This is a genomic window from Colwellia hornerae, from assembly GCF_007954355.1.
GTDB lineage: Bacteria > Pseudomonadota > Gammaproteobacteria > Enterobacterales > Alteromonadaceae > Colwellia_A > Colwellia_A hornerae.
Genome location: NZ_VOLR01000052.1, coordinates 1 through 4556, shown reverse-complemented (window position 1 = coordinate 4556; position 4556 = coordinate 1). Strand labels below are relative to the sequence as shown.

Below are 4556 nucleotides of genomic sequence, written 5' to 3'. Positions count from 1 at the left end.
AATGGTTTGCTAGTCGATAGCTATTTGCAAACTTGTTTAAATGAACTGGCTAAAAAGCCAGAGAGCCTAGAGCACCTGCTGCCTTGGAACATCAAGCAAGGCTAGATGCCTTTCCCCATACGCTTACAGTTTATTCATGATAATTCCCAAGTAATTAAATTCTAATGATGTATTAAAGATACATAACCCCCTATTAAGAGGCAAATAATAGTGACTAAAATGTGCAAGAAAGCAGCAAAAAGCCAACTGTTATGCCCCTTGCTTGAATGGCTTATATTTACATTACCAATTAATCCTCTTTTAATAGCCGATGAGTCTTTGCGTTCATTTTAAATACGCTGGTTTTATCATCTTCAAGAGATACAAATCTAAACCATAACCAATAAGGTCCACCTGCTTCCCAGGAATCATCCGGTTGATCATCAGACTCTATGTGAATTTCATTTGTCCACATTTGAGAGTTCAGTTCATTAAATAATTCTACTGATTTGATTCCATACTTTTGATTTAATGGATATATGCTAATCCCATGCCCAACAACGACTACGTAATCTTCGCTAGGAGAAATCATAGCTCCTTCAGGTTCTCCATAATGGTAGGCTATTAATAAATCACCTTCATCATATTCATTTAGCTTTGAATTAGAATTTTTATCTTTTAAGTAGACACTCTCATCTAAAGAATAAACTTTAAAATTTCAACTCTCAGACAAGTAATTTTCATATTGATTCATGCAAATAAACTCTATTGTAAATAAAACGCCCTATTAAGAGCTAACTATTTGAACAGCAAGTTACAAATTTTATCCCCAAAAACAAGCTTGTTTGTCTTCTTGAACTATTTCTAGCAACGGCTCTAAATGCAGATTAATTCCGTCCGGTTCATATGCCTGCCATTTCTGGTTTTGACGTAGCCAATAAAGCTTCCAGATTTTATCTTTTTTAACATAAGTAAACTTAGCAACAAGTATCTCTGTATTTTTAGTTGGATCGTTCCACATAGGACGAACCTCGAAAAAGTATAAAGTTTGACCTTCAATTTTATAATCAATGTACAGCTGTTCACGTGAAAAATTTCCACTTTTAACAGAACAAAAACTTTTTGCCAATTTTTCTACTTTGTATAACTCAAATTCACTAATTGCCACGAAACCCTCGATACTTATAATGCCTTGCTAGGCGGAAATAATGGTTGGCTATAATCGCCAAGCGATGGCCAACTGCTATTTTTTTCGTTTGAGCAACTTGTTAGCTGCTGGTTATAATTAATAATGATAGCGGCATGATATAACTGTTATATGACTATCACTAACGGCATATACAAGACGATTGGAATCATCCACACGTCTAGACCAAAAACCTAATAAATTTTCTTTTAGAGGCTCAGGTTTTCCGATCCCCTCAAATGGGGAACGCTTAGTGTCTGTAATTAATTTATTAATTCTTTTAAGCGTTTTTGTATCTTGACCTTGCCAATGTACATAATCGGCCCATGCATCATTGGTCCACGCTAACAGCCTAGTCATTTAATATTTCTTGCTCAATCACTTGAGCCGATTTAAATTGCTCAATAGAGCGGGTTAAGTGAACTGCGTTAGCAGGTGATTTTAGTAAATGAACAGTTTCCATCAAGCTGTTGTAATAATCCAGAGACATAACAACAGCATCTTCAGAATCTCTACGTGTAATTACCGTATAATCAGCGTCGTTTACGACATGGTCAAGTACAGATTTAAGCCCATTTCTTGCTTCAGTAAAAGATACAATTCTCATATAATTCTCTTTTTTAGTTGTACTGTTAATAAGACAAGTCTAACTAAAAACAACGACTTGTGCAAGATGTTGTACAAGTTAGGTTGAGGCAGCTTACGCCCCACTAAGAGGTAAATAATAGTTGGCTAGAATGTTCAACGAAGTAAAAACAGCCAACTGTTTTTTGTCCTTGTTTGTCTTCTTTTTATATTTCAGTTGCTTCTTTGGTCTGCTAAAAATGCTGCATATTCTGATCTCGCTTTGCTATCAGGTTTTATATCTTTTGCTTCACACCAAACTAGCAATTTACTAATTTTAATCGATATTTTTTGAACTTTTTCGCCATTAGCTCTGAGCTCTCCAATGGCATTATCAGCATTGTGTCGCCACTCTGGGTAAGTGTCATCAAGTGTCGATGGATCTTCTACTGTTTCTTTTAAACACTGCCACTCTTCAGGCTGAAACCATGCGAAAGAATAAACTATTTGTTGCTCACCCATGCTGAAAACTCCGTGAAATATAATACCTAAATAACAGGCTAAAAATAGTGGGCTAAAATGGAGCGAAGCGAACAGCCCGCTGTTTTAGTCCTTGTTGAATTTCTTGATATATTACTTTTCCACCGCAGCGCCCCAACCAACCCCACTACATGACTTAATTGGGATTAAGGGCATTAATTTAGCTCTATTTGCAGAAACTTCAACTAGGTTTAATTTCATAGGTGCGCTTAGAGATGAAGACCAAAGTTTACGCTTTTCAGAATAGGATATGTAATCATCGTCAAAACCAACTAACTTTGCTTTTGATATAATTACAGAAACTTGCTCCTCAGTTTCGCAATCAACCATGAAGCTCACCCAGTGTTTTTTGTTAGCATTAGAGCCTTGTTTTATGAGTAATTCAATTAAGCTCTGATCGCTTTCTGCGTAATTAAATAATTGTTTTTCGGGTTCTACTTTTTTCGTTGCACAACCCGATACCGATAAAAGCACTATTGTAAATAATATAATTCTACGCACAAACGTTCCTTGTAATATAACGCCCACTTAAGGGGCAAAATAGGGTTGGCTAAAATGGATGTACATAGCATATTTACTAAATGTGACTATTGGTGGCTCAACAAAACTTAGTACAGCTAAAGCCGAATTAAGAACGATAGAACTGAGAAATGCCCAAATAAGTTCTTTAGATATCCTCCAAAAAGCCAGATTATTAATATACGTAAAAATAAAACCTTAATAATTAATACTGGAATGTAACCAATAATTATACATGTTGCAAAGAAAGTATTCTCTAAACCATTTATTAATGCATCTGCAATGAGCATAGGAATTAATAGAGAAAGAGAATAACGATAAAGCTTAGCTGTACCAATTAAGTTACTTTTAAATTTAATTACATCAAGTTTTGATAAGTACATACTTTACCAAGGTGTATAACGCCCTGTTAAGCGCAAGCCAACTGTTATTTTTCCGTTTGAACAGATTGTTATCTTTTTTATGCCACTGCAAAATTTACTGAGTGGACATTGGTTAAGTTTATTTGTTGCTTAGCATGCCAAAGATCATAGTTATCTTGCATTGATAGCCAACTCTCAGGAGTTCTTCCTATTGCTTTAGACAAGCGCAGTGCCATTTCGGGAGAGATGGCACTTTGACCTTTAATAACTCGATTTAAAGTAGATGATGCTACATCTAATTGTTTAGCCAGATAGCGACAGCTAAAACCAGCAGGCTCCAAATAAACATCGTAAATGAACTCCCCTGGGTGCGGTGGATTATGCATAGTCATTAGTGATAGTCCTCATAGTTGAGAATGAAAGCATTGCCATCGATAAACTCGAAAGTAATGCGCCAGTTACCGTTTACAGTAATAGACCAAATCCCATCTCTATTGCCTTTTAAAGGATGTAATTTAAAACCGGGCAAATTGATATCATCAATTTCTTGAGCGGTGTCTATTGCGGCTAGTTGCATACGTAATTTACGTTGATGCTTTGCCTGAATACCTGAGACACTTCCAGTTTGGAAGTATTTCTTCAGTCCTTTGTGCTTAAAAGATTTAATCATGCAATAAGTGTAGCGTGATGCGCATCAGTTGTCGATAAAAATATAACGCCCCATTAAGGGGCAAAAAATAGTTGGTTATAATAGCGAGGCACGAGCAAAAACCAACTGTTTTTTGTCCTGCTTGAATGGCTTATAGTTATATTTTTATGGAGCTATGAAATTAAAATGCTTTATGGCATAAACAGGGGTTTTATTCAAATTAAACTCTGTATTTACATAGTGAATTTCTCTAATTGCTCTTAACGCAAATTTATCCCAACCACCTTCAGATTCGGCAACAACAGGATTAAATATTTCTCCATTTGAGTCAATAAGATACCTAACTTTAACAAAACCCGAAACTTTTGGTGGAATGAAATTATTTTCAAAAGTAAGAGTAGCTTTATCTGGAACCCAGTATTTTCCGAGATCTGATTCATTTAGTGTTATTGGTGGTTCATTAAGTAATTGAACTCTTTTAGAAGTACAACCCATAGTAAAAAAAATCATGACTAAAAACAAACTTACAAATTTCATCTAAACTCCTGGTTAAAAATATAACGCCTTACTAAGCGGCGCGAAATAGTTGGCTAAAATGTACGAGGAACGAGTGCTAGCCAACTGTTTAGCGTGATCTTCCCCCGATAAAACGGACACATTTTTTTTCACGCTGCCAGGGCTTCATATTCTATTGGTGAGCAATAACTTATCCCTGAATGCATCCTCGAAACATTGTAGTATTTGTTAATGTAACTGC

9 protein-coding genes are annotated in these 4556 nt (G+C 35.6%); all 9 read right to left on the bottom strand.

Translation table 11 applies throughout. From position 1 onward, the window contains the following. Nucleotides 1–289 precede the first annotated feature (289 nt). The gene (locus ESZ26_RS18710; RefSeq protein WP_146801288.1) at nt 290–571 is read right to left on the bottom strand and encodes a hypothetical protein; all 282 of its coding nucleotides are present in this window, start codon (nt 569–571) and stop codon (nt 290–292) included. Between the two features lie 231 nt (nt 572–802). Further along, a complete protein-coding gene (locus ESZ26_RS18705; protein ID WP_146801286.1) occupies nt 803–1147 on the bottom strand; it encodes a DUF3024 domain-containing protein in 345 nt (114 codons plus the stop codon). 117 nt (nt 1148–1264) lie between these two features. Then, nucleotides 1265–1525 carry a Txe/YoeB family addiction module toxin gene (locus ESZ26_RS18700; RefSeq protein WP_146801284.1) on the bottom strand — a complete coding sequence of 87 codons (261 nt, stop codon included), beginning with the start codon at nt 1523–1525 and terminating at the stop codon, nt 1265–1267. After that, nucleotides 1518–1772 carry a type II toxin-antitoxin system Phd/YefM family antitoxin gene (locus ESZ26_RS18695; protein ID WP_146801282.1) on the bottom strand — a complete coding sequence of 85 codons (255 nt, stop codon included), beginning with the start codon at nt 1770–1772 and terminating at the stop codon, nt 1518–1520. The genes ESZ26_RS18700 and ESZ26_RS18695 overlap by 8 nt, the downstream gene beginning before the upstream one ends. A 191-nt stretch (nt 1773–1963) precedes the next feature. Continuing rightward, complete coding sequence (locus ESZ26_RS18690; protein WP_146801280.1) at nt 1964–2251, bottom strand: hypothetical protein; 288 nt, start codon at nt 2249–2251, stop codon at nt 1964–1966. 111 nt (nt 2252–2362) lie between these two features. Beyond that, complete coding sequence (locus ESZ26_RS18685; protein WP_170246419.1) at nt 2363–2770, bottom strand: ribonuclease E inhibitor RraB; 408 nt, start codon at nt 2768–2770, stop codon at nt 2363–2365. 478 nt (nt 2771–3248) lie between these two features. Continuing rightward, nucleotides 3249–3542, bottom strand: coding sequence for a HigA family addiction module antitoxin (locus ESZ26_RS18680; protein ID WP_146801276.1), 294 nt, complete (start codon nt 3540–3542; stop codon nt 3249–3251). Beyond that, nucleotides 3542–3820 carry a type II toxin-antitoxin system RelE/ParE family toxin gene (locus ESZ26_RS18675; RefSeq protein WP_146801274.1) on the bottom strand — a complete coding sequence of 93 codons (279 nt, stop codon included), beginning with the start codon at nt 3818–3820 and terminating at the stop codon, nt 3542–3544. Before ESZ26_RS18675 ends, ESZ26_RS18680 begins: the two co-directional genes overlap by 1 nt. A gap of 144 nt (nt 3821–3964) precedes the next feature. Then, nucleotides 3965–4336, bottom strand: a complete 372-nt coding sequence (locus tag ESZ26_RS18670) for an energy transducer TonB (RefSeq protein ID WP_146801272.1) — start codon at nt 4334–4336, stop codon at nt 3965–3967. Nucleotides 4337–4556 lie beyond the last annotated feature (220 nt).

Excerpts from the sequence above, each read along its gene's own strand:
- ESZ26_RS18675 (WP_146801274.1), bottom strand. The coding sequence starts at position 3,820 with ATGATTAAATCTTTTAAGCACAAAGGACTGAAGAAATACTTCCAAACT.
- ESZ26_RS18690 (WP_146801280.1), bottom strand. The coding sequence starts at position 2,251 with ATGGGTGAGCAACAAATAGTTTATTCTTTCGCATGGTTTCAGCCTGAA.
- ESZ26_RS18695 (WP_146801282.1), bottom strand. The coding sequence starts at position 1,772 with ATGAGAATTGTATCTTTTACTGAAGCAAGAAATGGGCTTAAATCTGTA.
- ESZ26_RS18670 (WP_146801272.1), bottom strand. The coding sequence starts at position 4,336 with ATGAAATTTGTAAGTTTGTTTTTAGTCATGATTTTTTTTACTATGGGT.
- ESZ26_RS18680 (WP_146801276.1), bottom strand. The coding sequence starts at position 3,542 with ATGACTATGCATAATCCACCGCACCCAGGGGAGTTCATTTACGATGTT.
- ESZ26_RS18710 (WP_146801288.1), bottom strand. The coding sequence starts at position 571 with ATGATTTCTCCTAGCGAAGATTACGTAGTCGTTGTTGGGCATGGGATT.
- ESZ26_RS18700 (WP_146801284.1), bottom strand. The coding sequence starts at position 1,525 with ATGACTAGGCTGTTAGCGTGGACCAATGATGCATGGGCCGATTATGTA.